This is a genomic window from Rathayibacter sp. AY1C9 (assembly GCF_002932315.1).
Lineage (GTDB): Bacteria > Actinomycetota > Actinomycetes > Actinomycetales > Microbacteriaceae > Rathayibacter.
The window spans coordinates 279,385-304,980 of the sequence record NZ_PSVZ01000001.1 but is presented as its reverse complement, the minus strand read 5'-3'; the positions used below and the strand labels follow the sequence as shown (position 1 = coordinate 304,980).

Below are 25,596 nucleotides of genomic sequence, written 5' to 3'. Positions count from 1 at the left end.
GCGGGTGCTCCCGGCAGCTCGGGGCGACGCGCGCGCGACGCTCCCGGCGGCGTCGGAGGTGCGTGAGAGGCTGGAGCGTGCCCATCGACTTCACCGCCATCGACTTCGAGACCGCCAACTCGCACGGGGCCTCCGCCTGCTCCGTCGGGCTCGTGAAGGTCCGCGACGGCCGCGTCGTCGACCGCGCCGGCTGGCTCATCCGCCCACCGCTGGGGTACGACGACTTCCTCGAGTGGAACACGCGGATCCACGGCATCCGCAAGCACGACGTGCACGCCGCCGCCTCCTGGGTCGACCAGTTCGCCGACCTGGCGGCCTTCGCCGGCGAGGACGTGTTCGTCGCGCACAACGCCGGCTTCGACATGGGCGTCATCCGCGCGGCCTGCGCGGCGACCTCCCTCGAGCACCCCGAGTACGACTACCTCTGCTCGCTGCAGCTCGCCCGCAAGACGTACGAGCTCGACTCCTACCGCCTCCCCGTCGTCGCCATGGCCGCGGGCTTCGAGGACTTCCGCCACCACGACGCGTCGGCCGACGCCGAGGCGTGCGCCGCGATCGTCGTGCACGCGGCCCGGCGGCACGGCGCCGCGAGCATGGCCGAGCTCGGCGAGCTGGCCGGCGTCTCCGTGAAGCGCCTGCGCCCGAAGGCCCCCGTCGCCGCCTGACGTCCGTCGTGCCGAGCCGGCTCGAGACGATCGGCTCAGCCGCGGGGGTCGCCGAACCAGGTGCTGAAGATGCGCCAGAAGTTCCGGTTCCCGTAGGCCGAGCAGTCGTCGCCCTCGCCGTAGAGGTTCGCGAGCGCCGCCGCGTTCGGCTGGTACGGCGTGTAGTAGTAGAGTCCCGCCGTGGCCGCGTTGGCGATCGTCACCGGGGCGGTACCGCAGGACTCGTCCGGGGAGTAGCGGACGTCGCCGGCCGCGCCGACCGGGTACCAGTCGAAGCTCGAGTCCGGATTCCGGTAGCGCTGGAACTGCCACGCCGCTCCGTACACCTGCGCGGCGAAGCCGTAGGAGTCCGTGTCGCAGTCCGCGGTGTCCGGGCAGCCGTAGCCCGTGGCGCTGCGGAACTGCCGCTCGCTCGGCTCCGGATCGGTCACGAGCGACTGCTCCTTCTGCAGCAGCACCAGGAGGACGGCCGGATTCACGCCGCACGCGCCGGCGACCGAGGTGATGATCTCCGCGGCCGGGACGTCGCGTCCGGCGGGCAGCGCATCGCACTGCTCGTCGGCCGTGATCGCCGCGGTGTCCTCGGCGTAGTCGCGCAGGCACGGCACCGGCCCGCCCGCGCAGTCGGGGACGCGGGCGTCGAGGAACGCCTGCACCGTGAGCGGTCCGAGCGCGTCGCCGGCGAAGAAGACCTCGTCGGAGATCAGGTCGCCCGGGTCGAAGTCGGCCGCGACGGGGCCCGGCTGGAGGAAGGTCCACAGCCGGACGGTCTGCGGCTCGGACGGCACCGCGGCGAGGCGCGTGCCGTCGACGGACCCTCCCAGCAGGAGCGCCACCAGCGCCCCGACGACGACGACCGCACCGCCCCGCCGGCGTCGGACGCCGGTCGGGGACGGTGCGGTCGGGGTCATCCCTCCACGCTAGTGGCGGGGCCGCGGGCGATCAGCCGCAGGGGGTGAGGCGCGCGACGTCCTCCGAGAGGGTGGTGGGACCGCCGAGGAGGACGACCCGCTGAGCTCCCGACTTCGCGATGTCGGTCAGGACGGCGCGGGGCACGCAGTTCGTCGGCACGGCGAACAGCGGGCTGTTCGAGTAGCCCGCCGCCGTGGCTCCGGCGAGGGCGTCGGGGAAGTTCTCGCCCGTCGCCAGGAACACGGTCTCGGCCCTCGAGAAGGCTGCCCGGTTCAGCTGCTCCGAGGTGTCGTAGCGGTCGACTCCGCCGATGCGGGTGATCGTCGGCACCGGAAGCGAGTTCTTGATCCCCTCGCTCACCGACAGGGGGCTGCCCGCGATGGTGAGGTTCTGCACCTTGAGCTTCGAGAGGATGCCCTTCGTCACGGCGTCGGCCGTGCTGCCGGTGCCGTTCACGAGGACGACGGGCGCGTCGACGGAGCCGGCCGCGGCGCTCGCGCCGAGCGCGTCGGGGAACTTCTCGCCCGTGGCGAGCCAGGCCCGCGTCGAGCCGCCCGAGAACGCGCTCTGGATGATGAGCCTGGACGTGTCGTAGCGGTCCTTCCCTCCGATGCGGTCCACCGTCGGCGAGTAGGACCTCAGCTGGTTCAGCAGGCCGTCGCCGACGCTCAGTGCGGAGCCGACCACGACGATCCTCGCCGGCTTGAGCCGGCTGAGCTCGTCGCGAACGGGCTGCGACATCGAGTCCCGGTCGACCAGGAGCAGCGGACCGCCCTGCTTGGCCGCGGCAGGGGCGGCGCTCAGGGCGTCGGGGAAGTTGGCGCCGGTCGCGATGTAGACGACCGGGACGTTCGTGCGGAAGACGGCCTTCGAGATCGCGACGGCGGTGCCCTGGCGGTCCGTGCCGGCCAGGCGCGAGACGTCGATCCCGGCCGACGTGCTCACGGACGAGCAGCCGAGATCCTTCCGGCCGGGGCCCCGGGAGTCGCCCGTGCCGACCCAGCGGTTCCAGTCGACGGAGTCGGCGGAGACGCAGACCTGGTAGGTGCCGGGTGCCGAGACGGGCGTGGTGGCGCCGAAGCCGTGGGCGCGGCCGGCGACGGAGTACTCGCCCGGGATGTCACCGCGGTCGCCGTTCGCGGTCTGCGTGCGGACCGTGCGGGTGCCGTCGGGGCCGGTCACCGTGACCGTCGTGGTCAGCGCGGCCTGCTGCGTCGTCGGATCGACGGCCCAGCCGGACACGCTCAGGGTGCTGCCCGAGATGCGCGGGGCGTCGACGCGTCCCGCGGGGGCGATCCCGGCGTTGGCCAGGGTGCCGTTCGGGTTCCAGTCGCTGAAGAGGTACCAGAAGTTGATGTTGCCGTAGGTCGCGCAGGCCGCGTTGCCGGAGCCGGTGAGCGCGTAGTCGTTGGGCTGGTACGGCGTGTAGTAGTAGAGGTCGGCCGTGGCCTGGTTGCGGATGGTGACCGGCGAGGAGCCGCACGCGGTGCTCGGGTAGTAGGCGACGTTCGGCGTCGTGCCCGGAGCGTAGGTGGTGAAGTTCGAGCCGGAGCCGGGCGGGTTGGCGTAGCGCTTGAACTGGCGGGCCGCGCTGTAGACCTGCGTGAAGAAGCCCGCCGAGCCGGGGTCGCACGCCGAGGTGTCCGGGCAGTTGTAGCCGGTCGCCTTGGCGTAGTCCTCGGGGCTCGGGGTCGCGTCGGTGACGAGGCTCCGCTCCTTCTGCACGAGCACGACCAGGGCCAGCGGGTTGATGCCGCAGGCCAGGCCGACGCGCGTGAAGATCGAGGCCGACGACTCGCTGCCGGAGCCCTGGTAGGCGCTGCACATCGCGTCCGCCGCCTTGGACGGCGTCGCCTGCGAGAAGTTCTTGAGGCAGGGGGCGGTGCCGGCGCTGGAGCACCGGCTGCCCTTCTCGTTCAGGAGCGACTGCACCTGACCGGTGCTCAGCGCGTCGCCGTCGAAGAACTGGGCGTCGCTGACGATGAAGCCGGCGCGGAAGCTCTTCGTCTCCTCGGCGCTGTACTGCGTCGACTGGTCCGGGACGCCGAGGTCGGCGCGGTCGAGGGACGCGTCGAGAGCGCCGGTCTCGACCGAGACGGTCGACGGCGCGTCCTCGGCGGCGGAGGCGGAGGTGATCGGGACGAGGGCGGTGCCGAGCCCGACGGCGAGAGCGAGCGCGGCCGTGAGCAGGCGCGATGAGCGGTGGTGATTCCCCATGATCGCGAAGTCTACGAGGCGGTCGCAGGGCGTCCTGGCCCTCGTTCGGTGGTCGTGGCGCGTCGATCGATCGATGTCGGAAGTGCGTGGTGTCATCGGCGGCATGGATCTCTCCTTCGCCCTCGGCCTGGTGGTCGGCGCGCTCCTCGCGGGAGTCGTGGCCGTCCTCCTCGCCCGCTCCCGCACGCCCGACGCCGCCCTCGCCCTCGACCTCGCGACGGCCCGCGCCCGCGCGGAGGGCCTGGAGGAGCGCCACGAGGCCGTCGTCGAGCAGCACCGCGAGCACCTCGGCTCCGCCCGCGATCAGATCCGCGAGCTCCAGGAGCAGCTGCGCGTCGTCGCCGAGCGCGAGCGGCACGACGCGCGCATCCTGCAGACCCTCTCCCCCGTCGCCGAGAGCCTGCGCGGCATGCAGGAGGCGGTCGGCCGGCTCGAACGCGAGCGCGCCGCCCAGTTCGGGGCGATCACCGAGCAGCTCGAGGGGCAGCGGGCGGCGGGCGAGCAGCTGCGCTCGACGACCGAGACCCTCGCGTCCGCGCTCCGCTCCACCACGAGCCGCGGCGCCTGGGGCGAGACGCAGCTGCGGAACGTCGTCGAGGCCGCCGGGCTCACCCAGCGGGTCGACTTCGACGTGCAGTTCGGCCTCGAGGGCGAGGCGGGCCGCGGCCGCGCCGACATGGTGGTCCGCCTGCCCGGCGGCAAGGCGATCGCGGTGGACGCCAAAGTGCCGTTCGACGCGTACCTGGAGGCGAGCGCGATCCCCGCGGGCGCCGGCGGAGAGGAGGAGGCGCGGCGTGCGGGGCTCCTGCGCGCGCACGTCCGCGCCCTCCGCGGCCACGTGGACGCGCTGGCCGCCCGCTCCTACTGGACCGGCCTCCCGGCGAGCCCCGAGTTCGTCATCGCGTTCGTGCCGAGCGAGCCGCTGCTCGCGAGCGCGCTCGACGCCGACCCGAGCCTGCTCGAGTACGCGTTCCGCAAGCGCGTCGCCCTCGCCTCGCCGGTGACCCTGTGGTCGGTGCTGAAGACCGTCGCCTACACCTGGCAGCAGGACGTGCTCACCGACGACGCCAAGCGCCTGCTCGACCTCGGCAAGACGCTCTACGCCCGTCTCGGCACCCTCGCCGACCACGCCGAGAGCCTGCGCCGCTCGCTCGAGAAGACGGTCGACTCCTACAACGCCTTCGCCGGCTCGCTCGAGAGCCGCGTGCTGGTCACCGCGCGCCAGTTCGACTCCCTCGACGAGTCGCGCGTCATCGCCCCGGTCGGAGGAGTCGCCTCCTCGCCGCGCCGCCTCACCGCCGTCGAGCTGCTCGCCGCGGAGGACGAGTCCGAGCGGAGCGCGTAGGGCCCCGGGTTCCCGCTGAGCGAGCACCGGGCGTGCAGGCCGCGCGCGAGCGGCGCCGTCCATCCGGCTCGACACCCGGACGACCGCAGCTCGCGACGGCGCTCCGCCTCCGCGGCTCGGCGGAGGAGCGCCCGCGAGGCGTCTCGAGACCCGCCGCGGCCCCGCCCGCTCGCCTCGGTGACCGAGGCCGGTGTCCTTCCGCGTCCTGCACGCCGAGACGCCGCCGCACTCGACGAGTGCGCCGTCAGCGGTGCGGCGCCTCGGCAGCAGTGCGGCGTCTCTGAGAGAGCGTGACGGCCTAGACCCACTTCTCCGCGAGGTGCTGGGCGGTCACGCGGCGGATGGTGCCCGAGCGGGAGCGCAGCACGATGGACTCCGTCGTGATGATGTGGCCCTCCTTGCGCACGCCCTTCACGAGTCCGCCGTTCGTCACTCCGGTCGCGACGAAGTAGGTGTTGTCGCTGCGGACGAGGTCGTTGGCGTGGAGCACGCGGTCGAGGTCGTGCCCGGCGTCGATGGCACGCTGGCGCTCGTCGTCGTCCTTCGGGCGGAGGATGCCCTGGATGACTCCCCCGAGCGCGCGGATGGCGCAGGCCGTGATGATGCCCTCGGGCGTGCCTCCGGTGCCGACGCACATGTCGAGTCGGGAGTCGTGGCGAGCGGCGTTGATGCCGCCCGCGACGTCGCCGTCGAGCAGGAGGCGCGTGCCGGCTCCGGCCGCGCGGATGTCCTCGATCAGCTGAGCGTGGCGCGGGCGGTCCAGCACCGCGATGCGCATCTCCTCGACGGGCTTGCGCTTGGCGCGGGCCAGGGCGCGGATGTTCTCGCCGATCGGGCGCTGGATGTCGATGATCCCGACGCCCTCGGGCCCGGTGACGATCTTCTCCATGTAGAACACGGCGGAGGGGTCGAACATCGCGCCGCGGTCGGCGACGGCGATCATCGAGAGCGCGTTCTGGCGCCCGGCGGCGGTCAGCGAGGTGCCGTCGATCGGGTCGACGGCGATGTCGGCGGCGGGCCCCGAGCCGTTGCCGACGTGCTCGCCGTTGAAGAGCATGGGCGCGTTGTCCTTCTCGCCCTCGCCGATCACGACGACTCCGTCGAAGTTCACGGTCCCGAGGAAGGTGCGCATGGCATCGACCGCTGCGCCGTCGGCGGCGTTCTTGTCGCCCTTGCCGATGAAGGGCACGGCGCGGATCGCGGCGGCCTCGGTGGCGCGGACGAGCTCCATGCCGAGGTTGCGGTCGGGGTGGAGGTAGAGCGAGTCGTTGTCGATCACAGAGCGGAGTCCTTCGTCGTCGAGTTCGTGCACGTCGTCGCAGGACCCGCGGAGCGGATCCCCATCCCTGCCCGAAGCCTAGTCCAGGGCCCTCCACGGGCGGAGGGACCGCGGAGGGGCGCCTCGCTAGACTCGTCCGCGACGCGGGCCTCGCCCGACCCCCCTTCGTTCATCCGTCAAAGGAGATGCCATGCCCGTCGCTACCCCGGACCAGTACGCAGAGATGCTCGACAAGGCGAAGGCGGGCGGCTTCGCCTACCCGGCGTTCAACGTCTCGTCGTCGCAGACGATCAACGCGGTCCTCCAGGGCCTCACCGAGGCGGGCTCGGACGGCATCATCCAGGTCACCACCGGAGGCGCGGACTACTTCGCCGGCCACACCGTGAAGAACCGCGCGGCAGGCGCGATCGCCTTCGCGAGGTTCGCGACCGAGGTCGCCAAGAACTACCCGGTCACGGTCGCGCTCCACACCGACCACTGCCCGCAGAACGCGCTCGAGGGCTTCGTCTACCCGCTGATCGCCGCCTCCGAGGAGGAGGTCAAGGCCGGTCGCGAGCCGCTCTTCCAGTCGCACATGTGGGACGGCTCCGCGATCCCGCTCGACGAGAACCTCGCCATCGCGAAGGAGATCCTCCCGCGCGTCAAGAACATCAACGCCATCCTCGAGGTCGAGATCGGTGTCGTCGGCGGCGAGGAGGACGGCGTCTCGCACGACATCAACGAGCACCTCTACACCACGCTCGACGACGCGATCGCGACCGTCGAGGCCCTCGGCTTCGGCGAGCAGGGCCGCTACATGGCCGCCCTCACCTTCGGCAACGTCCACGGCGTCTACAAGCCGGGCAACGTCCGACTGCGCCCGGAGCTGCTCCGCGAGATCCAGGACGGCCTGCAGGCGAAGTACGGCACCGGCGCGCTCCCCCTCGATCTCGTCTTCCACGGCGGCTCGGGCTCGACCGACGAGGAGATCGCCGAGGCGGTCCGCAACGGCGTCGTCAAGATGAACATCGACACCGACACGCAGTACGCGTTCAGCCGCTCCGTCGCGGACACCGTGCTGAAGAACTACGACGGCTTCCTCAAGGTCGACGGCGAGGTCGGCAACAAGAAGGTCTACGACCCGCGCTCGTGGGGCAAGATCGCCGAGACCGCGATGGCCGCGCGCGTCGCCGAGGCGACCCGTCAGCTCGGCTCGGCCGGGAACTTCGGGAAGTAGGGCACCGCTCCGTGACGAACGCACACGATCAGCCGGGCGACAGGCGTCCGGAGCCGCAGTACGGCGAGTACGCGCCGCCCGGCTGGTCGTGGCAGCCGCCGGAGGACGCCGTGGTCGTCCCCGACCCGAGGGGGTCGGAGACCGATCCGAGGCCCGCGACCGCTCCGGCCGCGAAGCCCGTCGCGCATCCCGTCGACCGCCTGCTCACGATCGTGCTGCTCGCGCTCGGCGTGTTCTTCGCCGTGCCGACGCTGCTCGATCCCTCGAGCTTCGCGACGACCCTCCAGGAGCTCTACCGCTCCCAGGGCATCGGCACCTACGCGTCGCCGGAGCTCGCACGGATCCTCGGCGTAGTGGTGGCGCTCGCGCAGTCGCTGATCGTCGCCTTCGCGGTGTGGATCTCGATCCGGCGGCTCCGCGCCGGCAAGCGCGCCGTGCTCGTCCCGATCCTCGGGATCGCGGCGACCGTGCTGCTCTCCCTGATCGTCGCGGCGATCGCCATCCTGGGCGACCCGACGTTCGCGGAGTACGTCACGCGCATGTCGGGCTCGCAGGGCGGCGCCGGCACCGACGTCTAGCGTCGATCCCCGTTCCACCGCACACGGAAGAGGCCGCCGCTCCCGAGGGAGGGCGGCCTCTTCCGTGTCCGGGCCGGAACGCTCTAGGCGCCCGCTCCCGCGCTGATGCGTCCACCGACGCCGCGGGCGTCGCGCTTGCCGGCGACGTCCTTGCGCAGCTCCTTGGGGAGCGAGAACATCAGGTCCTCCTCCGCGGTCTTGACCTCCTCGACATCGCCGTACCCGGCGGCGGCGAGGTCGTCGAGGACCTCCTGGACGAGCACCTCGGGCACCGAGGCGCCGCTGGTGACGCCGACGGTGCGGATGCCCTCGAGCCACTCCTGCTTGATCTCGCTCGCGTAGTCGACCCGGTAGGCGGCCTTCGCGCCGTACTCGAGGGCGACCTCGACGAGGCGCACGGAGTTGGAGGAGTTCGCGGAGCCGACGACGATGACCAGCTCGGCGCCCGCGGCGACCTTCTTGATCGCGACCTGGCGGTTCTGCGTGGCGTAGCAGATGTCGTCGCTCGGCGGGTCCTGCAGGTTGGGGAAGCGCTCGCGGAGACGGCGCACCGTCTCCATCGTCTCGTCGACCGAGAGCGTCGTCTGCGAGAGCCAGACGACCTTGTCCGGGTCCTTCACGACGATGTTCGGCACGTCGTCGGGGCTGCCGACGAGGGTGACGTGATCGGGGGCCTCGCCCGCGGTGCCCTCGACCTCCTCGTGGCCCTCGTGGCCGATGAGGAGGATCTCGAAGTCGTCGCGCGCGAAGCGGACGGCCTCGCGGTGCACCTTCGTCACCAGGGGGCAGGTCGCGTCGATCGCCTGGAGACCGCGGTCGGCCGCGCCCTGGACGACGGCCGGTGAGACGCCGTGCGCGCTGAAGACGATGTGCGATCCCTCGGGCACCTCGTCGACCTCGTCGACGAAGATGGCGCCCTGGCTCTCGAGCGTGGAGACGACGTGCACGTTGTGCACGATCTGCTTGCGCACGTAGACCGGCGCACCGTAGTGCTCGATGGCCTTCTCGACGGCGACGACCGCGCGGTCGACTCCGGCGCAGTAGCCGCGGGGCGCGGCGAGGAGGACGCGCTTGCGGCCCTCGACGGGGACGTCGCGCAGACGCCCTGTGGCGCGGGGCATGCGCGGCATGGGCAGGCTGATCGGGACTTGGCTCACCCCCTGATTCTACGTGGTGCATCCTGTGCCCGGGCCGTCCCGGTGTCGGACCCGTCCCGTACCGTTGTCGTCGCGGGAGGGCACTCCCGTTCCCCCCGTCCCTCCGAGCAGAGGCAGCGATGACCGACGCCCCACCCACCGCCGACGCACCCTGGCCGGTCGGCCTGCTCGCCAGCAAGATCAAGGGCTGGATCGAGCGCCTCGGCACCGCGTGGGTCGAGGGCGAGATCACCCAGTGGGGCGCGTCCGGCGGCAACGTCTACGGGAAGCTGAAGGACCTGTCCGGAGACGCGACGGTCGGCTTCACCGTCTGGTCGTCGGTGCGGAGCCGCCTCCCGGCCGACCTCAAGCAGGGCGATCGGGTCATCGCGCTGGTGAAGCCCAACTACTGGGTCAAGGGCGGCACGCTCTCGATGCAGGTCTTCGAGATGCGCCACGTCGGCCTGGGCGATCTGCTGGAGAAGCTCGAGCGGCTCCGCCGGCAGCTCGCGTCGGAGGGGCTGTTCGACGCCTCCCGCAAGAAGCCGCTGCCGTTCCTCCCGCACGGCGTGGGCCTCATCACCGGCAAGGACTCGGACGCCGAGAAGGACGTGCTGCGGAACGCGCAGCTGCGCTGGCCGGCCGTGCGCTTCCGGGTGGTCCACTCGGCCGTGCAGGGCGACCGGACGGTCCCGGAGGTGCTCTCGGCCCTGCGGACCCTCGAGGCCGACGACAGCATCGACGTGATCGTGATCGCCCGCGGAGGCGGCGACTTCCAGAACCTGCTCGGCTTCAGCGACGAGGCGCTCGTGCGCGCCGTCGCCGCCTGCTCCACTCCGGTCGTCAGCGCGATCGGCCACGAGGCCGACCGCCCGCTGCTCGACGACGTCGCCGACCTGCGCGCCTCCACTCCCACCGACGCCGCGAAGAGGGTCGTGCCCGACGTCTCCGACGAGCTGCTGCGCGTGCAGCAGGCCCGGCTGCGGATGACCGGCCGCGTGAGCGGGCTCGTCTCGCACGAGATCGACCGGCTCTCGCAGCTGCGCTCGCGGCCGGTGCTCGCCCAGCCGCACGTGCTGGTCGACCGGCACTCCGAGGAGCTGACCCGCTGGGTGGCGCGCGGCGCCGAGCTGGTGGACCGCCGCCTCGAGCGCGCGCACCTCGAGGTCGAGCGCCTGCACGGCCACCTGCGCGCCCTCTCCCCCCAGCACACCCTCGACCGCGGCTACGCGATCGTCCAGAACGCGGCCGGGCACGTCGTCCGGGCGCCCGGTGACGCGCCGGCCGGCGGCGCACTCGTCCTCACGCTCGCGGAGGGGGCCGTCGGCGCCCGCTCCGAGGGGCCCACCGGCGATCCCGCCGGCCGGTCCTGAGCCCGCCGCGCCACCCGTCCCCCCTCAGCCCCGATCGATAGGATCAGACCCATGCCCGACTCCCCCGACGCCCCGGCGAACGACTCCGACGTCTCGGGATTCTCCTACGAGCAGGCGCGCGACGAGCTCGTCCGCGTCGTCTCCGAGCTCGAGCAGGGCAGCTCCACCCTCGAGCGCTCGCTCGCCCTGTGGGAGCGCGGCGAGGCCCTCGCCGCCCGCTGCGAGGAGTGGCTGATCGGAGCACGCGCCCGGCTGGACGCGGCCCGCTCCGGAGGGGCGGCCGCCGGATGAGCCGCGCGAAGCCCGCGCGGGTCGTCGCCGAGCTCGGGCGCCCGGAGACGGCCGCCGAGACGGCCGCACGCAAGGCCGAGAACTCCAGGCTCTACCGTCAGCGCAAGACGGTCAACAACCTCGTCTTCTCGCTGCTCGCGACCGTCGGCGCCGTAGCGCTCATCGTCCTGCTCGTCCCCCGCGGCGACACCGTGGAGCTCTCCTCGGTCGACGTCCCCCGCGTCGCCGCACAGGTCCAGCTGGGCGAGGAGCAGACGCTCGCCGTGCCCTCCCTGCCCGAGGGCTGGAAGGCCAACGCGGCCGAGCTCCGCCGCGAGAACGGCACCGACTACTGGTACGTCGGCCTGATCACCCCGAAGGCGGGCTACATCGGCCTGAGCCAGGGGCTCGACGCGGACGCGGCCTGGGTCGCGACGCAGCTCGACCGCCGGGCGGCGACCGGCGTCGAGACGATCGACGGCCGCGACTGGACCGTCTACGACCACCGCGACTCCGGCGACGACACCGGCAACACGCCCTACGCACTCGAGACGACGGAGGGCTCCAGCACCTACCTCGTCTACGGCACGGCCCCGACGGACGAGATCCGCCTGGTCGTGGACGCCATCACCCCGCAGATCGGCCAGGAGGAGTCCCGATGAGCCTCGGAACCAGCAGCACCGTCCCCCGCGAGTCCCGCCCGCCGGCATGGGTCTGGAAGGAGATGCTCCGCGGCAACCAGCGCTTCGTCGCCGGCGAGCCCCGCCACCCCCGCCAGGACGTCGAGCGCCGCGCCGAGCTCGCCGCCGCGCAGGCCCCGCTCGCCGCGCTCTTCGGCTGCAGCGACTCCCGCCTCGCGGCCGAGATCATCTTCGACCTGGGGCTCGGCGACCTCTTCGTCGTCCGCAACGCCGGCCAGGTGATCGCCGACTCCATCATCGGCTCGCTGGAGTACGGCGTCGCCGTCCTCGGCGTGAAGGTGCTGCTCGTGCTCGGCCACGACGAGTGCGGAGCGGTCCGGGCGGCGATCCAGTCGCAGGCGCCCGGCGCCGAGCGGCTCCCCCCGCACATCGAGCACCTGATCGAGCCGATCATCCCCGCGGTGCGCCGCCTCGTGGGCGCCCAGCCGGACGGCCGCGTGCTCGTCGACCCGTCAGCGACCGACGCGCTGGCCGTCGGCCGCGAGCACCTGCGCGACACGGTCGCCGAGCTGCTCCAGCGCTCCCCGCTGATCGCCGACGCTGTCGCGACCGGGCGGCTCGCCCTCGTCGGCGCCAACTACCGGCTCTCGGACGGCACCGTGATGTCCGATGTCGTGCTCGGCATCGATCCGCCCGAGCTCAGCCCCTACGTCTCCGAGCTGGAGCGCGACTCCGGCTCGGCCTCCTCCGCCGCCGCTCCGAGCGCGGTGGGATCGGATCCCGCGTGAGCGGCTCCGGACAGCACAGCACCAACCGATCAGACAAGGACGAACACAGCGTGGTGGATCACTCCCCGACCGACGACTCCGGCGACTTCCGCATCGAGCACGACACGATGGGCGAGGTGCGGGTCCCCCGCGACGCCCTCTACGCCGCGCAGACCCAGCGGGCGGTCGAGAACTTCCCGATCTCGGGTGCGGGCCTCGAGCCGGCCCAGATCGCGGCCCTCGCGCGCATCAAGAAGGCGGCGGCGCTGGCCAACGCCGAGCTGGGCGTGCTCGACGCCGACATCGCCACGGCGATCGCCGACGCGGCCGACCTCGTCGTCGGGGGCGGCTACGACGCGCACTTCCCGATCGACGTCTACCAGACCGGCTCGGGCACGTCCTCGAACATGAACATGAACGAGGTGCTGGGCTCGCTGGCGACCACGGCCCTCGGACGCACCGTGCACCCGAACGACCACGTCAACGCCTCGCAGTCCTCCAACGACGTGTTCCCCACCTCGGTCCACGTCGCCGTCACCGGCGCGCTCATCGAGTCGCTGATCCCCTCGCTCGAGCAGCTCGCTGAGTCGCTCGAGGTCAAGGCGGAGCAGTGGGCCGAGGTCGTCAAGGCCGGCCGCACCCACCTGATGGACGCCACCCCCGTCACGCTCGGCCAGGAGTTCGGCGGCTACGCCGCGCAGATCCGCCTCGGCATCGAGCGCGTGCAGTCGGCGCTCCCCCGCGTCGCCGAGGTCCCGCTCGGCGGCACCGCGGTCGGCACCGGGATCAACACCCCCGCCGGCTTCCCGCAGAAGGTCATCGCGCGCCTCGCGGAGGAGACGGGCCTTCCCGTCACCGAGGCCCGCAACCACTTCGAGGCCCAGGGCGCGCGGGACTCGCTGGTCGAGGCCTCCGGAGCGCTGCGCGTGCTCGCGGTGAGCCTGACCAAGATCAACAACGACCTCCGCTGGATGGGCTCCGGCCCCAACACCGGCCTCGGAGAGCTGCGGATCCCCGACCTCCAGCCCGGATCCTCGATCATGCCCGGCAAGGTGAACCCGGTGATCCCGGAGGCCGTCCTCATGGTCTGCGCGCGCGTGATCGGCAACGACGCCACCATCGCCTGGGCAGGCGCCTCGGGTGCCTTCGAGCTCAACGTCGCGATCCCCGTCATGGGGACGGCGCTGCTGGAGTCGATCCGCCTGCTCGCCAACTCCGCCGTGCTGCTCGCCGACAAGACCGTCGACGGCCTCGAGGCCGACGTCGAGCACGCCCGCGCCCTCGCCGAGTCCTCCCCCTCGATCGTCACCCCGCTCAACAAAGTGATCGGCTACGAGGCCGCCGCCAAGGTCGCGAAGAACTCGGTCGCCAAGGGGATCACCGTCCGCGAGTCGGTCGTGGACCTCGGCTTCGTCGAGCGCGGCGAGGTGACGGAGGAGCAGCTCGACAGCGCCCTCGACGTCATGTCGATGACCCACCCCGGCTGAGCCCGGCCCTCCGACGGCCCGTCCCTGCGCTCGGCGCGGAGGCGGGCCGTCAGAGCACCAGCCAGAACCCCGTGAGCAGGAACGGTCCGAACGCGACCCGTCCGCGGACGCGCAGCACGAGCACCCACAGCCCTGCCACCGCGAAGCCGACAGCGGGCGCGGCGACGACGTGCTCGGGTCCGAGAGCCGCGAGCGGCGGTGCGAGGGCCGCCTGGAGCTTCACGTCGCCGAGGCCCAGCCCGCCCGCCGCATGCAGCACGCCCAGGCACAGCACCGTCGCGAGGACGGCGAGAAGCGTCCCCGCCGTGGGCGCGAGGACGGCTCCGACCACCAGCAGCGGGAGCGTGACCGCGTTCGGGAGCCGGTGCCCGCGCACGTCCGCCAGCACCAGCGGCACGCTCGCGAGCGCCACCGGGACGAGGCCGGGCGCCCGACCGAGGTGCGGGGCCCCGATCAGGAGGAGCACCAGGGCGCCGAGGAGCAGGGCGGCCCGGTCGAGCAGAGATCCGCGGAGCATCCGCCGAGACTAGGGGGCGACGCCCTCGGGGCGTCGGAGTTCTCCACAGGGCGGCCCGCCGGCGTGCTCGGGCGGCGGCGGGTCCCATCCCGGCCTCAGTCGTGCGGCGGCAGCGGTCCCAGCAGGAGCGACGCCCAGGCGCCGTGCGCCGACGCGTCGTCGGAGGGGTGGAACTGCCCGGCGAGCACGTCTCGGTAGAGGCGACCGAGCTCCGACCGGCGCTGGTACGCCGAGCCGCCCGCGATCCGGACGGCGCTCTCGACCACGCGGAGCGCTCCTTCCGTGGTGCGGATCTTCACCCCGACCAGCGAGGGGAACCAGCGCGCACCGCGGTCGACGAGCGCGTCCACGTCGGCCGCCGCCGTGCGCAGGGGCGCCTCGAGCCCGTCGAGCAGCATCCCGGCCTCAGCCACCCGGTGCCGCACCTCGGGGTCCTCCGCCAGTGGCCGCCCTCCCGCCCGGAGGGAGGTCCGTCGGCGGACGGAGGCGACGGCGAGGTCGAGCGCGCGCTGCGCGACACCGAGGTAGACCGAGGAGATCAGCAGCTCGAAGGCCGCGAAGACGGCGAAGACGAAGGGGTCGGCGGTCGGTCCGACGGGCAGCGAGCGGATCATCCGCTCGGCCGGGACGACGACGCCGTCGAGCACCGTCGTGCGGCTCTGGGTCGCCCGCATGCCGAGCGTGTCCCAGTCGTCGCGGACCTCGAGCCCGGCAACCGGCGAGTCCGGGCTCCCGCGGTCGACGAAGCCGTGCACGAGCCGCGGCTCCGACCCGCTGTCGTCGCGGCCGAACACGCCGAGCCGCGTCCAGGCGGGCGCGAGGGAGGTGAACACCTTCGTGCCGGTGAAGCGGTAGCCGCCGTCCCCGAGCGGCTCCGCCCGCGTCAGCGAGTCCGAGAGCACCAGGTCGTTGCCCGCCTCGCTGTTGCCGAAGGCGAAGACGTGACCCGCCGCGGCGTCGACGAGGACCGAGCGGAGGGAGTCGTCGCCCCGCTCGCGCAGGAGCCGCGCGATCCCGGTCCAGACCAGGTGCATGTTGACGGCGAGCGCGGTCGCGGGCGCGGCGGTCGCGAGGCGCGTCTGCTCGGCGGCCGCCTGCTCCAGGCCGAGGCCGGCACCGCCGAGCTCCTCGGGGACGAGCAGCGCCAGGTACCCGATCGAGCGCAGCTCCTCCAGGTCGTCCGCGCAGAACGCGTTGCGCTCGTCGTAGTCGGCCGCGCGGGTGCGGAAGCGCTCGAGGAGCGCGTCGTCGAGGATGCTCACCCGTCCACGCTACGCCCCGGTGCCCTGCAGGGACGCGCCCGGCCCGGGGATCCTCGGATCCCACGGGCCGGACGCACGGCGAGCCCGTCAGGCGAGCTCGTTCGATTCCAGCATCTCGGTGACCAGAGCGGCGATCGCCGAGCGCTCGGAGCGGGTCAGCGTGACGTGCGCGAACAGCGGGTGGCCCTTCAGCGTCTCGATCACGGAGGCGACCCCGTCGTGCCGGCCGACCCGGAGGTTGTCGCGCTGCGCCACGTCGTGGGTCAGCACCACCCGGGAGTTCTGCCCGACGCGCGAGAGCACCGTGAGCAGGACGTTCCGCTCCAGCGACTGCGCCTCGTCGACGATCACGAACGCGTCGTGCAGCGAGCGCCCGCGGATGTGCGTGAGCGGCAGCACCTCGAGCATCCCGCGCTCGATCACCTCGTCGAGCACGTTCTGCGACACCAGCGCCCCGAGCGTGTCGAAGACCGCCTGCGCCCAGGGGTTCATCTTCTCAGCCGCGTCGCCGGGCAGGAAGCCGAGGTCCTGGCCGCCCACCGCGTAGAGCGGCCGGAAGACCATGATCTTCTTGTGCTGGCGCTTCTCCAGCACCGCCTCCAGGCCCGCGCAGAGCGCCAGCGCCGACTTGCCGGTGCCGGCCCGGCCGCCGAGCGAGACGATGCCGACCTCCGGGTCGAGCAGCAGGTCGATCGCGAGCCGCTGCTCCGCCGACCGCCCGTGCAGGCCGAACACGTCCTTGTCGCCGCGGACCAGCGTGATCTGCCGCTTGCCAGTGACCCTCGCGAGAGCGGAGCCGCGGTCGGAATGGACGACGAGTCCGGTGTTGACCGGGATGTCGGCCACGACGTCCGTGAAGAGCCGCTCGCGGTCGTAGAGCTCGCTCATCGCGTCGCCGCCGAGCGTCACGTCGTCCATGCCGGTCCAACCGGACTCGGGGGCCTGCTCGGCCAGGTACTCCTCCGCGGCGAGGCCGATGGAGGCGGCCTTCACGCGCATCGGCATGTCCTTGGACACGACGGTCACCGCGGCGCCCTCGCTCTGCAGGTTGAGCGCGACGGCGAGGATCCTCGCGTCGTTGTCGCCCATCTGGAGCCCGCTCGGCAGCACCGACATGTTCGAGTGGTTGAGCTCGACGCGGAGCGTGCCGCCGCGGCCGACGGCGATGGGGAAGTCGAGGCGCTCGTGCTGCACGCGCAGCTCGTCGAGGCGGCGCAGGGCCTGCCGGGCGAAGTAGCCGATCTCGGGATCGTTGCGCTTGCCCTCGAGCTCGCTGATGACGACGATCGGCAGCACGACGGCGTGCTCCGCGAACCGGAACATCGAGGAGGGATCCGACAGCAGCACCGAGGTGTCCAGGACGTAGGTGCGGAGGAGCTGATCGGCCGGATCCGAGGAGCCGTGCTGGACACGGCGGTGGACGCCGCCCTGCGTCCCGGTCTGCGGATCCATGCCCTGGGGAACTGTCACGACGACTCTCCACACTCCGGGGGCCGGAGCCCCCGGCTCATGTCCTCGAGCCGGTCTCATCGGTGCGTGTCGTGCACCGCGCAGTGTCCCTTCGGCGTCTGCGCGATGTCGAGCCGTACTTCTGTGGCCGTCTCGACCAGGCGCTGTACCTGATGACTCGAACCTAACCCGGCGAATGACATCCGTGTGCTTCTCACCGCTACGAATGTGTAACCAGTGTGTGAACGCGCGGAATCCGGCCTAGTAGTCGATGCTCGTGGCCGACGAGATCAGGGCGGCGCGGAGCAGCGCGAGGGTCGCGTCGGTGGTGCCGGCGTGCGCGCTGAAGCGGACAGTGCTCGGACGCAGGCGCGCGGTCACGCCGTGCGCGGCGAGGGAGGCTGCCAGCGGGGCCAGTTCCTCCGGCTCCGGCTCGACGACCACGATGCCGGCGCGCTCGTGCTCGCCGCGGGAGCCCACGACCGCCAGTCCGAACTCGTCCGCGAGGTCCACGATCGCGCTGACCCGCTCCGCCACGAGCGCGGCGATCGTCGACTGCCCGACCGCGGCGACCTCCTCCAGCGCCGACGCGAGCCGGGCCTGGGCGATCGGGTCCGGGTTGCTGATGCTGAAGGCGCGGGCGTCGCCGCGCGGCGGAGCCACCTCGTCCCACGGCTCCGCCTGCTCCGATCCCGTCCAGCCGGAGAGCACCGGGGTCAGCCGCGACAGCGCCCGCTCGCTGAGCGCGAGGAAGCCCGTCCCCCAGCCGGCGCGGAGCCACTTCTGGCCGCCGGTGACGACCACGTCCGCCAGCTCGTAGGGCGCGTCGACGACGCCGAAGCCCTGGATCGCGTCGAGGACGAGCATCCGGTCGCCGATCACGTCCCGGATCGCCGCGACGTCCGCGAGGTAGCCCGTCCGGGAGTCGACCAGGCTCACCGCGACGGTCGTCACGTCGTCCGTGAGCTGCTCGCGGACCGCCTCCGGCGTCACCCGTCCCTGCTCGGTCCGCAGCCAGCGGGGCTCCACCGAGCCGAGAGCCTGCGCCGAGCGCACCGCCGCGAACGGCAGGCTCGGGAACTCCGCGGCCGACAGCAGCACCGCGCCCGAGGCGCCGAACAGCGCGTGCAGGAGGCCGGTCGAGGTGTTGGGCTGGAAGACGACGCGGTCGCTGGGGACGCGCACGAGCGCCGCCGCCGCCTCCCGGACGCGCTCGTCCTGCCGGAACAGCTCGTCGAGGGTGCCGCTGCGCGCGCGCACCAGCAGCTCGACGGCCGCCTCCTGCTCGGCGGCGACGGTCGCCGAGAGCGGGCCCACCCGGCCGAAGTCGAGGTACCCGGTCTCCTCGCCGAAACCGGCGAGGTAGTCCTCGGTCGTGGTGGAGGTGGCCTCGTTCGAGCTCATGCCGGCCCTTCCGGTCGGTGGTGCGGCAGGAGCCGCGAGGTCAGCTGCCGAAGCGGCGGTGCCGTCCGGCGTAGTCGCGGAGCGCGCGGAGGAAGTCGACCTCGCGGATGTCGGGGCCGAGCGCCTCCATGAAGTAGAACTCGCTGTGCGCGCTCTGCCAGAGCATGAAGTCGGAGAGGCGCTGCTCCCCCGAGGTGCGGATGACCAGATCCGGGTCGGGCTGCCCGCTGGTGTACAGGTGCTCGCCGATGAGCTCCGGGGTCAGCAGGCCCGCGACGTCCTCGATGGAGGAGCCGCGCTTGCCGTGCTCCTCCAGGATGCTCCGCACGGCCTGGGCGATCTCGTGCCGCCCGCCGTAGCCGACCGCGAGATTGACGTGCAGGCCCGTGTGGGAGGCGGTGCGTGCCTCCGCCGTGTCGAGCGCGGCCACGAGCGAGGGCGGGAGGCCCTCGTCGGAGCCGACGTGCTGCACCCGCCAGTCGGGCTGCTGGGAGACCTCCTCGGCGAGGTCGGCGATGATCGCGATCAGCTCGGTCAGCTCGCTGCTGTCGCGGCCGACGAGGTTGTCCTGCGAGAGCAGGTAGAGGGTGACGTGGCGCACGCCGAGCTCGTCGCACCACTGCAGGAACTCGTGCACCTTGGCGGCGCCGGCCCGGTGGCCGTGCGCGGCGGTCTCGAGGGCCCGCTGCCGCGCCCAGCGCCGGTTGCCGTCGATGATCATCGCGACGTGGTTCGGCAGGGAGTCGGGAGGAAGGCTCGAGCGGAGGCGCTTCTTGTAGACGCCGTAGAGGAGGTCCCTTCCCACAGGCAGTCTCGGCTTCGGCACAGTGACACGGTAGTCGACCCGGGGCGCTCCTCGAAGCCCGGCGGCGCTCGGCGTCGGCCCGGGACGGCGTCGTAGTCTGTCCGGCATGAGCCAGCGGCCGACGCCTCCCCCGTCCGATCCCCGCGCCCGCACCGACCGCGGCGGAGACGCCGTCGGAGCGGACGGCCCGGACCTGCCCGCCCTCCCCCTCGTCGAGGACGCGATCGAGCACGACTCCTCGGCGGAGGTCCGGCCCACCTGGCGCGGCTGGATCCACGCCGGCCTCTTCCCGCTCGCGATCGTCGCCGGAGTGGTGCTGATCGTGGTCGCGGAGGGGACCGCGGCGAAGTGGGCGGCCGCGGTGTTCGCGACCACGTCGCTCCTGCTCTTCGGCAACTCCGCTCTGTACCACCGCTTCGACTGGAAGCCGCGGACGAAGATGATCCTCAAGCGGATCGACCACGCCAACATCTTCCTGCTGATCGCCGGCACCTACACGCCGCTGGCCGTGCTCGCCCTGCCGCCCGCGCAGGGCACGCTCCTGCTGGTCCTGGTCTGGGCGGGGGCGCTGCTCGGGATCGGCTTCCGCGTCTTCTGGATCGGGGCGCCGCGCTGGCTCTACGTGCCGCTCTACCTGCTGCTGGGCTGGGCGGCCGTGATGTACCTCGGACCGCTCTTCGAGGCCAGCGCGACGATGATGGTGCTCGTCCTCGTCGGCGGGCTCTGCTACTCCGCGGGCGCCGTGATCTACGGGATCAAGAAGCCGAACCCGGTCCCGGGCGTCTTCGGCTTCCACGAGATCTTCCACGCGCTCACTGCCGTGGCGTTCCTCTGCCACTGGACGGCGGCGCTGATCGTCTCGCTCCACCCCGCGTACAACGCCTAGAGAGGCCCGGGCCCACCGCTGCGGGCCGGGCTCAGCCCTCGCTGCGCTCCGCCTCCTCGGCGTCGAGCCGCTCCTTCACCTGGGCGGTGTAGGTGGTCCGCCGCACGCGCCGGACCATGTCGAGCGCGAGGAGGACGGCGGCCAGAGCGATCACGAGCATCGTGATGAAGCCGAAGAGGCCCGGCGTGACCGTGTCCTCGTTGAACTCGGGGCCGGGGGTCGGCACCGTCGTGGAGGCGAGGACGACGGCGCGCTGGGCGCCCTCGAGCAGCCCGGCGATCACGCGCGCACCTCGTCGGCGACGACGACGCCGGAGCCGTCGGGCTCCGGGGACACCGGGGCGTCCCCCGAGGGCTCGGGGTCGGGAGCGATCGGCGGGACGACCGCGGTCGGGCCCGGGGCGAGCTCGGCCAGGTCGAGACCGGCGAAGAGATCCGTCTCGGGCGTCGGCGCGTCGACCCGGCTCTCGACGAGCTGGAAGTCGTCGGTCGGCCAGGCGGCGTCGATCGCCTCGTGCGGGAGGAAGAAGAAGGCGTTGTCCGGAGCGACCTGGCTGGCGTGGGCCAGCAGGGCCGCATCGCGCCGATCGTGGAAGCCGGAGATCACGACCCGCGTGGTCGCGAGGTACGGGGTGTCCTCGTTCCAGCGCTTCATCTCCTCGAAGACCGACAGGCGCGGGTCCTCCGGGTCGATCGAGCGCAGGTGCTCGGCGATCGCCCGCAGCTTCTGGCCACTGAAGACGCGGTCGTAGTACAGCTTCGAGATCGACCACGGAGCGCCCGTGCCCCGGTACTCCTCGGCGAGGCCCGCCGCGCGGTACGCCTCGACGGCGACCTGGTGGGCGCGGATGTGGTCGGGGTGCGGGTAGCCGCCGTTCTCGTCGTAGCTGATGATCACGTGCGGCCGGAACCGGCGGACCAGGCGCACGAGCGGAGCGGCGGCCGTGGCGAGCGGCAGGCCCGCGAACGAGGCGGCGTCGACCTTCCCGTCCTCGGGCATGCCGGAGTCGACGAAGCCGAGCCAGGCGTGCTCGACGCCGAGCGCCTCGCGAGCGGCCGCCATCTCGTACCGTCGGAGGCCGCCGATGTCGCGCTCGGCGTGCGCGCGGGCCTCGAGGCCCTCGTTCAGCACGGAGCCGGCCTCGCCTCCGGTGCAGGAGACCACCATGACCTCGGCGCCCCGCGAGGCGTAGGCGGCCAGCGTCGCCGCGCCCTTGCTCGACTCGTCGTCAGGATGGGCGTGCACGGCGAGGAGGCGCGGAGTGTCCCGCACCTCCGAATCGACGGAGACCTCGACGGCCTGGGACACGATCGCTCGATTCCTCGGGGTTTAATGGGATCGGCGCTCCCGTCCGCGAAGGACGCGCGCCACCCGTCCAGAGTAGACGCATCACCCAGGGAGTTCCGTGGCCGCCCGCACGTCCGAGAGCGTCGAGGGAGCCGCCGCGCCCGCGCTCGATCCGGACGCCGTCCGCGCCGCCGGACCCCTCGCCACCCGCTACGGCCGCACGACGCGCACCCGCCGCGGGAACCGCTGGCTCTTCGGCGGTGTCGCGCTCGCCTTCGTCGCCGTCTTCGCCGCCTGGGTCGTCTGGGCCGGCCTCGACGGAGCACGCGGCGGAGTGGACGTCCAGGACACCGCGCACCAGGTCGTCGACGACCGCACCGTCACCGTCTCCTTCGACCTCACCGCGCCCGTCGGCCGCGAGGTCGCCTGCGCGGTCCAGGCCCTCAACGAGCAGTCCGCCGTGGTCGGCTGGCTGGTCGTGGAGTACCCCGCCACGACGGAGCGCTTCCGCTCCTACACGGAGACCGTCCGCACCACCGAGCTCGCGAACACAGGTTTGATCTCCTCCTGCTGGCTCCCGTAGGCTTGCCCGAAGCCCTGACGGACTCGTCGGGGCCTCGCCATTCCCACCGCCGCCTGACGCCGGCCGTCCCCACCGCCGGACGCGGACACCTCCGCACGGTGCTGCCGGGCGCCGCGAGCGCGGCCCGCAGAGCAGGAGCCCACCATGGCCGACCAGTCACAGGTGACCTGGATGACCCAGGAGTCGTACGACCGCCTCGAGGCGGAGCTCACCGAGCTGTCCACCAACGGACGCGAGGAGATCGCCAAGCGCATCGAGGTCGCCCGCGAGGAGGGCGACCTGAAGGAGAACGGCGGCTACCACGCCGCGAAGGACGAGCAGGGCAAGATCGAGGCCCGCATCCGCCAGCTGACCTCCCTCCTCCGCGAAGCCGAGATCGGCACGCCCCCCGAGAGCCACGGAGTCGTCGAGGCCGGCACCATCATCACCGCCGAGATCGCCGGCGACGAGTCCCGCTTCCTCCTCGGCAACCGCGAGATGGCGGGCGAGAGCGACCTCGACGTCTACAGCCCCCAGAGCCCCCTCGGATCGGCGATCATGGGCCTGAACGTCGGCGACACCGCCCGCTTCACGGCACCCAACGGGCGGGAGATCGAGGTCCGCGTCGCCAACGTCGAGACCTGGTCCGGCCACTGATCGCACGTCGCGGCGCTCTCCGCGGCGTTGTCGTCGGGCGCGATACCGCCGGTATCGCTTCCTCCTCCGCCTTGCGGAGAACGCCGCGACGCACGATCAGCCCTCTCCAGACGGGGGGCGCCGGCTTCGCGGCGAGAGCGTCGGGCGCGATACCGCCGGTACCGCTTCCTCCTCCGCCTTGCGGAGAACGCCGCGACGCACGATCAGCCCTCTCCAGACGGGGGGCGCCGGCTTCGCGGCGACAGCGTCGGGCGCGATACCGCCGGTACCGCTTCCTCCTCCGCCTTGCGGAGAACGCGGCGACGCACGATCAGCCCTCTCCGAACGGGCGCGCCGCGCCGGCTTCGCGGCGACGGCGAGGGCGCGAGATCGCCGGTACCGGCTTTGTCCTCCGCTCTGCGGAGAACACCGCGGCGCCCTCGAGCGGTCAGTTGCGGGAGATGCGGGGGGCGTAGCCGGCGTCGGTGAGGACCTGGATGACGCGGTCGGCGTGCTCGGGGCCGCGGGTCTCGACGCTGATCTCGATCTCGACCTCGCTGATCTGCAGGCCCCGGCCGTGCCGGGTGTGCAGCACCTCGACCACGTTCGCGTTCGCCTCCGAGATGAGCTCCGCGATGCGCGACAGCTGCCCCGGACGATCCGGCAGCCCGATGCTCATCTTGAGGTAGCGCTCCGACGCGGCCAGGCCCCGGCTGATCACCCGCTCCATCATCAGCGGATCGATGTTGCCGCCCGACAGGATGACCGCGGTCGCTCCGGCGTTGCGGATCTTCCCCGTCAGGATCGCCGCGATGCCCACCGCGCCCGCTGGCTCCACCACGAGCTTCGCCCGCTCCAGCAGCACCAGCAGGGCCCGGGCGATGTCGTCGTCCTCGACGGTGACGACCTCGTCCACCATCTCGCGGACGATCGCGAAGTTCAGCTGCCCCGGCTTCGCCACGGCGATGCCGTCGGCGATCGTCGGAGAGATCGTGATCGCGGTCGGCTCGCCGCTCGCGAGCGAGAGCGGGTACGGCGCCGCGTTGGCCGCCTGCACGCCGATGACGCGGAGCGTGCGCCCCTCCTCGGCCGCCTTCTGCTTGGCCGCCGAGGCGACCCCGGCGATGAGGCCGCCCCCGCCGATGGGCACCACGATGGTCTCGACGGCGGGGGCCTGCTCGAGGATCTCGAGGCCGACCGTGCCCTGGCCGGTGATCACGTCGGGGTGGTCGTAGGGAGGAACGAAGACCGCGCCGGTGCGCTCGGCGAACTCCGCCGCCGCCGCGAGCGCCTCGTTGAAGATGTGCCCGCTCAGCACCACGTCAGCGCCGTAGTCACGGGTGGCCGCGAGCTTGGGCAGCGCGACGCCGATCGGCATGAAGATCGTGGCCTTGATCCCCAGCTCCCGCGCCGCGTAGGCGACGCCCTGCGCGTGGTTGCCGGCCGAGGCCGCCACGACTCCGCGGGCCCGCTCCTCCGGGGTGAGCCGCGACATCCGGAACACGGCTCCGCGGATCTTGTAGGAGCCGGTGCGCTGGAGGTTCTCGCACTTGAGGAACACGGGCGAGCCGAGGACCTGCGCGAGGAAGGTGCTCGTCTCCATGGGGGTGGCGGCGATGACGGGGGCGAGGACGGCGCGGGCCGCCTCGAACTCGTGGAGGGCGGGTCCGACGACGCGGCTAGTCTGCATGCTCTGCGGCAACTCTCTCGGGGGTTCGGGTCGGCGAGCGCCAGGCTCCGCTCGCGACGTACTTGACCATGACGTTGAGTGTGGCCACGACGGGCACCGCGAAGAAGGCGCCGGCGATGCCGCCGATGATCGAGCCTCCGGCCACAGCGAGCACGACGGCCAACGGGTGGACCTTGACCGCCGACCCCATGATCAGCGGCTGGAGGATGTGGCCCTCGAGCTGCTGCACCGCGAGGACGACGATCAGCAGGAAGAGCGCGATCAGCGGTCCGTTGTAGACCAGCGCGATGAAGACGGCCAGCGCCCCCGTCACCACGGCGCCGATGACCGGCACGAAGGAGCCGAGGAAGACGAGCACGCCGATCGGGATGGCCAGCGGGACGCCGAGGAGGAAGGAGCCGAGGCCGATGCCGACCGCGTCGACGAAGGCGACCAGGATCTGCACCTTCACGAAGTTGGTCAGCGTCACCCACCCTGCGCGGCCGGCGCCGTCGACGGCTCCGCGGGCGCGGCGCGGGAAGAGGCGGACGACCCAGCTCCAGATGTTCGGCCCGTCGATGAGGATGAACAGCGTCGAGAAGAGGGTGAGCAGCACGCCCGTCAGCAGGTGGCCGACGGTCGAGCCGACGCTGAGCGCGCCGCTGACCAGCATCCCCGAGTCCTGCTGCAGGGCCGTGAGCGCCTGCTGCGCGTACTGGTTGATGTCGGTCTCGGTGAGGTGGAGCGGCGACTCGAGGAGGAAGGCCTTGAAGTCGTCGTAGGACTGCACCGTCTGCCGGCTGAGGTCGTCGAAGCCGGAGTAGACCTGGGTGACGACGAGGAAGAGGAGCCCGCCGATCACCACGACGATCCCCAGCTCCGCCAGGACGACGGCGGCCCACTTGGGCCAGCGGTGGCGCTGGAGGAAGCTCGAGAACGGCACCAGGAGGGCGGCGATCACGATCGCGAGCAGGAGCGGGATGACGATCAGCCGCAGCTCGATGACGAGCAGCACCAGCACCGCGAGCGCCGCGACCACGACGAGGACACGCCAGGCCCAGGCGCCGGCGATGCGCATCCCGTCGCTCACGAAGGCCGAATCGGCGACGGGAGCGGGCCGGGAGGGAGTGGCCGGGGCGACGGGCGCGGCGGGCTGGACGGCGCGCGGGCCGGAGGTGCGGCGGGACCTGCCGAGTCTCATCTGCCCAGACTAGGCCCCGGCGCATACCCCGC

25 protein-coding genes are annotated in these 25,596 nt (G+C 72.5%); 12 read left to right on the top strand and 13 right to left on the bottom strand.

The window, feature by feature from the left end; translation table 11 throughout:
• Positions 1-77: 77 nt before the first annotated feature.
• Positions 78-665 carry an exonuclease domain-containing protein gene (locus C5D09_RS01465; protein WP_104224410.1) on the top strand — a complete coding sequence of 196 codons (588 nt, stop codon included), beginning with the start codon at positions 78-80 and terminating at the stop codon, positions 663-665.
• Positions 666-700: 35 nt separating this feature from the next.
• Here the strand turns inward: C5D09_RS01465 and C5D09_RS01460 are convergent, their stop codons facing one another.
• Together C5D09_RS01460 and C5D09_RS01455 are read right to left on the bottom strand one after the other, a co-directional pair.
• A complete protein-coding gene (locus C5D09_RS01460; protein WP_104268449.1) occupies positions 701-1,576 on the bottom strand; it encodes a hemagglutinin in 876 nt (291 codons plus the stop codon).
• Between the two features lie 31 nt (positions 1,577-1,607).
• On the bottom strand, positions 1,608-3,794 hold the full coding sequence (locus C5D09_RS01455; protein ID WP_104268448.1) for a cell wall-binding repeat-containing protein: 2,187 nt from the start codon (positions 3,792-3,794) through the stop codon (positions 1,608-1,610).
• 103 nt (positions 3,795-3,897) lie between these two features.
• Here C5D09_RS01455 and C5D09_RS01450 point away from each other — a divergent pair, with 103 nt between their 5' ends.
• The gene (locus tag C5D09_RS01450; RefSeq protein ID WP_219813031.1) at positions 3,898-5,139 is read left to right on the top strand and encodes a DNA recombination protein RmuC; all 1,242 of its coding nucleotides are present in this window, start codon (positions 3,898-3,900) and stop codon (positions 5,137-5,139) included.
• Positions 5,140-5,437: 298 nt separating this feature from the next.
• Here the strand turns inward: C5D09_RS01450 and glpX are convergent, their stop codons facing one another.
• Entirely contained in the window at positions 5,438-6,370 is a 933-nt protein-coding gene (gene glpX, locus C5D09_RS01445) for a class II fructose-bisphosphatase (protein ID WP_104268527.1), read from the bottom strand.
• A 238-nt stretch (positions 6,371-6,608) separates the two neighbouring features.
• Between glpX and fbaA the strand changes: the two genes are divergently transcribed.
• Complete coding sequence (fbaA, locus tag C5D09_RS01440) at positions 6,609-7,634, top strand: class II fructose-bisphosphate aldolase (RefSeq protein WP_104268446.1); 1,026 nt, start codon at positions 6,609-6,611, stop codon at positions 7,632-7,634.
• An 11-nt stretch (positions 7,635-7,645) separates the two neighbouring features.
• Positions 7,646-8,212 (top strand): DUF6264 family protein, encoded by a 567-nt coding sequence (locus C5D09_RS01435; RefSeq protein ID WP_104224415.1) that lies wholly within the window; start codon positions 7,646-7,648, stop codon positions 8,210-8,212.
• An 83-nt stretch (positions 8,213-8,295) separates the two neighbouring features.
• Here the strand turns inward: C5D09_RS01435 and C5D09_RS01430 are convergent, their stop codons facing one another.
• Positions 8,296-9,342, bottom strand: a complete 1,047-nt coding sequence (locus tag C5D09_RS01430) for a 4-hydroxy-3-methylbut-2-enyl diphosphate reductase (protein ID WP_104225527.1) — start codon at positions 9,340-9,342, stop codon at positions 8,296-8,298.
• 146 nt (positions 9,343-9,488) lie between these two features.
• Here C5D09_RS01430 and xseA point away from each other — a divergent pair, with 146 nt between their 5' ends.
• The 5 genes from xseA to C5D09_RS01405 are packed head-to-tail and all read left to right on the top strand — an operon-like array spanning position 9,489 to position 13,886.
• Positions 9,489-10,721: an exodeoxyribonuclease VII large subunit gene (gene xseA, locus C5D09_RS01425; RefSeq protein ID WP_104224417.1), complete on the top strand. Its 1,233-nt coding sequence runs from the start codon at positions 9,489-9,491 to the stop codon at positions 10,719-10,721.
• Positions 10,722-10,772: 51 nt separating this feature from the next.
• Positions 10,773-11,012 (top strand): exodeoxyribonuclease VII small subunit, encoded by a 240-nt coding sequence (locus C5D09_RS01420; protein WP_104262471.1) that lies wholly within the window; start codon positions 10,773-10,775, stop codon positions 11,010-11,012.
• Positions 11,009-11,653, top strand: a complete 645-nt coding sequence (locus C5D09_RS01415) for a DUF4245 domain-containing protein (protein WP_104225525.1) — start codon at positions 11,009-11,011, stop codon at positions 11,651-11,653. The genes C5D09_RS01420 and C5D09_RS01415 overlap by 4 nt, the downstream gene beginning before the upstream one ends.
• Positions 11,650-12,420: a carbonic anhydrase gene (locus C5D09_RS01410; protein ID WP_208543312.1), complete on the top strand. Its 771-nt coding sequence runs from the start codon at positions 11,650-11,652 to the stop codon at positions 12,418-12,420. Before C5D09_RS01415 ends, C5D09_RS01410 begins: the two co-directional genes overlap by 4 nt.
• Positions 12,421-12,470: 50 nt before the next feature.
• Complete coding sequence (locus C5D09_RS01405) at positions 12,471-13,886, top strand: aspartate ammonia-lyase (RefSeq protein ID WP_104224420.1); 1,416 nt, start codon at positions 12,471-12,473, stop codon at positions 13,884-13,886.
• Positions 13,887-13,935: 49 nt separating this feature from the next.
• On the opposite strand, the gene C5D09_RS01400 is transcribed toward C5D09_RS01405, so the two are convergent.
• The 5 genes from C5D09_RS01400 to C5D09_RS01380 form a co-directional block, all read right to left on the bottom strand.
• Positions 13,936-14,403: a prepilin peptidase gene (locus C5D09_RS01400; protein ID WP_104268445.1), complete on the bottom strand. Its 468-nt coding sequence runs from the start codon at positions 14,401-14,403 to the stop codon at positions 13,936-13,938.
• 95 nt (positions 14,404-14,498) lie between these two features.
• Positions 14,499-15,665, bottom strand: coding sequence for an acyl-CoA dehydrogenase family protein (locus C5D09_RS01395; protein ID WP_104268444.1), 1,167 nt, complete (start codon positions 15,663-15,665; stop codon positions 14,499-14,501).
• Positions 15,666-15,752: 87 nt separating this feature from the next.
• Positions 15,753-17,117 (bottom strand): PhoH family protein, encoded by a 1,365-nt coding sequence (locus C5D09_RS01390; RefSeq protein ID WP_104224423.1) that lies wholly within the window; start codon positions 17,115-17,117, stop codon positions 15,753-15,755.
• A gap of 258 nt (positions 17,118-17,375) precedes the next feature.
• The gene (locus C5D09_RS01385; RefSeq protein WP_104232765.1) at positions 17,376-18,518 is read right to left on the bottom strand and encodes an aminotransferase class V-fold PLP-dependent enzyme; all 1,143 of its coding nucleotides are present in this window, start codon (positions 18,516-18,518) and stop codon (positions 17,376-17,378) included.
• 40 nt (positions 18,519-18,558) lie between these two features.
• A complete protein-coding gene (locus tag C5D09_RS01380; protein WP_279630826.1) occupies positions 18,559-19,323 on the bottom strand; it encodes an isoprenyl transferase in 765 nt (254 codons plus the stop codon).
• A 106-nt stretch (positions 19,324-19,429) separates the two neighbouring features.
• Here C5D09_RS01380 and C5D09_RS01375 point away from each other — a divergent pair, with 106 nt between their 5' ends.
• Positions 19,430-20,209: a hemolysin III family protein gene (locus tag C5D09_RS01375; protein ID WP_104268443.1), complete on the top strand. Its 780-nt coding sequence runs from the start codon at positions 19,430-19,432 to the stop codon at positions 20,207-20,209.
• Between the two features lie 31 nt (positions 20,210-20,240).
• Here the strand turns inward: C5D09_RS01375 and C5D09_RS01370 are convergent, their stop codons facing one another.
• Both C5D09_RS01370 and mca read right to left on the bottom strand, forming a co-directional pair.
• Positions 20,241-20,492, bottom strand: coding sequence for a hypothetical protein (locus C5D09_RS01370; protein WP_244230611.1), 252 nt, complete (start codon positions 20,490-20,492; stop codon positions 20,241-20,243).
• Positions 20,489-21,517, bottom strand: coding sequence for a mycothiol conjugate amidase Mca (mca, locus tag C5D09_RS01365; protein ID WP_244229458.1), 1,029 nt, complete (start codon positions 21,515-21,517; stop codon positions 20,489-20,491). The genes C5D09_RS01370 and mca overlap by 4 nt, the downstream gene beginning before the upstream one ends.
• Positions 21,518-21,614: 97 nt before the next feature.
• Here mca and C5D09_RS01360 point away from each other — a divergent pair, with 97 nt between their 5' ends.
• Positions 21,615-22,079, top strand: a complete 465-nt coding sequence (locus C5D09_RS01360; protein WP_104232767.1) for a DUF4307 domain-containing protein — start codon at positions 21,615-21,617, stop codon at positions 22,077-22,079.
• Positions 22,080-22,223: 144 nt separating this feature from the next.
• The gene (gene greA, locus C5D09_RS01355) at positions 22,224-22,715 is read left to right on the top strand and encodes a transcription elongation factor GreA (RefSeq protein ID WP_104225519.1); all 492 of its coding nucleotides are present in this window, start codon (positions 22,224-22,226) and stop codon (positions 22,713-22,715) included.
• A 427-nt stretch (positions 22,716-23,142) separates the two neighbouring features.
• On the opposite strand, the gene ilvA is transcribed toward greA, so the two are convergent.
• Positions 23,143-24,384, bottom strand: coding sequence for a threonine ammonia-lyase (gene ilvA / locus C5D09_RS01350; RefSeq protein ID WP_104225518.1), 1,242 nt, complete (start codon positions 24,382-24,384; stop codon positions 23,143-23,145).
• A complete protein-coding gene (locus C5D09_RS01345; protein WP_104268442.1) occupies positions 24,374-25,564 on the bottom strand; it encodes an AI-2E family transporter in 1,191 nt (396 codons plus the stop codon). The genes ilvA and C5D09_RS01345 overlap by 11 nt, the downstream gene beginning before the upstream one ends.
• Positions 25,565-25,596 lie beyond the last annotated feature (32 nt).

Excerpts from the sequence above, each read along its gene's own strand:
- C5D09_RS01460 (WP_104268449.1), bottom strand. The coding sequence starts at position 1,576 with ATGACCCCGACCGCACCGTCCCCGACCGGCGTCCGACGCCGGCGGGGC.
- C5D09_RS01455 (WP_104268448.1), bottom strand. The coding sequence starts at position 3,794 with ATGGGGAATCACCACCGCTCATCGCGCCTGCTCACGGCCGCGCTCGCT.
- C5D09_RS01450 (WP_219813031.1), top strand. The coding sequence starts at position 3,898 with ATGGATCTCTCCTTCGCCCTCGGCCTGGTGGTCGGCGCGCTCCTCGCG.
- glpX (WP_104268527.1), bottom strand. The coding sequence starts at position 6,370 with ATGGAGCTCGTCCGCGCCACCGAGGCCGCCGCGATCCGCGCCGTGCCC.
- fbaA (WP_104268446.1), top strand. The coding sequence starts at position 6,609 with ATGCCCGTCGCTACCCCGGACCAGTACGCAGAGATGCTCGACAAGGCG.
- C5D09_RS01430 (WP_104225527.1), bottom strand. The coding sequence starts at position 9,342 with ATGCCGCGCATGCCCCGCGCCACAGGGCGTCTGCGCGACGTCCCCGTC.
- xseA (WP_104224417.1), top strand. The coding sequence starts at position 9,489 with ATGACCGACGCCCCACCCACCGCCGACGCACCCTGGCCGGTCGGCCTG.
- C5D09_RS01420 (WP_104262471.1), top strand. The coding sequence starts at position 10,773 with ATGCCCGACTCCCCCGACGCCCCGGCGAACGACTCCGACGTCTCGGGA.
- C5D09_RS01415 (WP_104225525.1), top strand. The coding sequence starts at position 11,009 with ATGAGCCGCGCGAAGCCCGCGCGGGTCGTCGCCGAGCTCGGGCGCCCG.
- C5D09_RS01410 (WP_208543312.1), top strand. The coding sequence starts at position 11,650 with ATGAGCCTCGGAACCAGCAGCACCGTCCCCCGCGAGTCCCGCCCGCCG.
- C5D09_RS01400 (WP_104268445.1), bottom strand. The coding sequence starts at position 14,403 with ATGCTCCGCGGATCTCTGCTCGACCGGGCCGCCCTGCTCCTCGGCGCC.
- C5D09_RS01390 (WP_104224423.1), bottom strand. The coding sequence starts at position 17,117 with ATGGATCCGCAGACCGGGACGCAGGGCGGCGTCCACCGCCGTGTCCAG.
- C5D09_RS01385 (WP_104232765.1), bottom strand. The coding sequence starts at position 18,518 with ATGAGCTCGAACGAGGCCACCTCCACCACGACCGAGGACTACCTCGCC.
- C5D09_RS01375 (WP_104268443.1), top strand. The coding sequence starts at position 19,430 with ATGAGCCAGCGGCCGACGCCTCCCCCGTCCGATCCCCGCGCCCGCACC.
- greA (WP_104225519.1), top strand. The coding sequence starts at position 22,224 with ATGGCCGACCAGTCACAGGTGACCTGGATGACCCAGGAGTCGTACGAC.
- ilvA (WP_104225518.1), bottom strand. The coding sequence starts at position 24,384 with ATGCAGACTAGCCGCGTCGTCGGACCCGCCCTCCACGAGTTCGAGGCG.
- C5D09_RS01345 (WP_104268442.1), bottom strand. The coding sequence starts at position 25,564 with ATGAGACTCGGCAGGTCCCGCCGCACCTCCGGCCCGCGCGCCGTCCAG.